Origin of the sequence: Acidovorax sp. HMWF018 (assembly GCF_003061035.1) — a bacterium.
In the GTDB taxonomy this organism is placed as follows: Bacteria; Pseudomonadota; Gammaproteobacteria; order Burkholderiales; family Burkholderiaceae_C; genus Acidovorax; species Acidovorax delafieldii.
In genome coordinates, this window is sequence record NZ_QAIM01000606.1 from 14072 (window position 1) to 14462 (window position 391).

Sequence of the window (391 nt, forward strand, 5' to 3'; positions counted from 1 at the left end):
CACCTGGAACAGCACCGGCCCGCCCTGCTGCGCCACCAGCACCGGCGTGCCGCCAAGGAACACGATGGCAAACACCCCCAGCGCCATGCCCACCAGCGCGAACAGGCGGTGGGGGTTCTGGCTGCGGGCGATGGTGCCATGCGTAACGCTCAGGGCCGCGCCCGCAGCCACCCCGGCAACGCCGTGCAACAGGGCCAGCAAGGCAAACTGTTGCGTGGTGGAGGCTGCGGCAAATGCCACGGCAGCGCCAGCAAACCCTGTGGTAGCCACGCTGCGCCCACGCAGCAGCTGGAAGAACGGCGCCAGCAGCAGGCTGGCCGCGACCGCCCCGGCCAGAAACAAGGTAGCCAGCAGGCCCGCCTGCTGCGGGTCAAAGCGGTACACCGAGATC

General features: G+C 69.8%; 1 pseudogene. It reads right to left on the reverse strand.

What is annotated here, in order from left to right:
- Nucleotides 1-391 (reverse strand): annotated as a pseudogene (locus tag DBR23_RS30080) (MFS transporter); the annotation flags it as partial.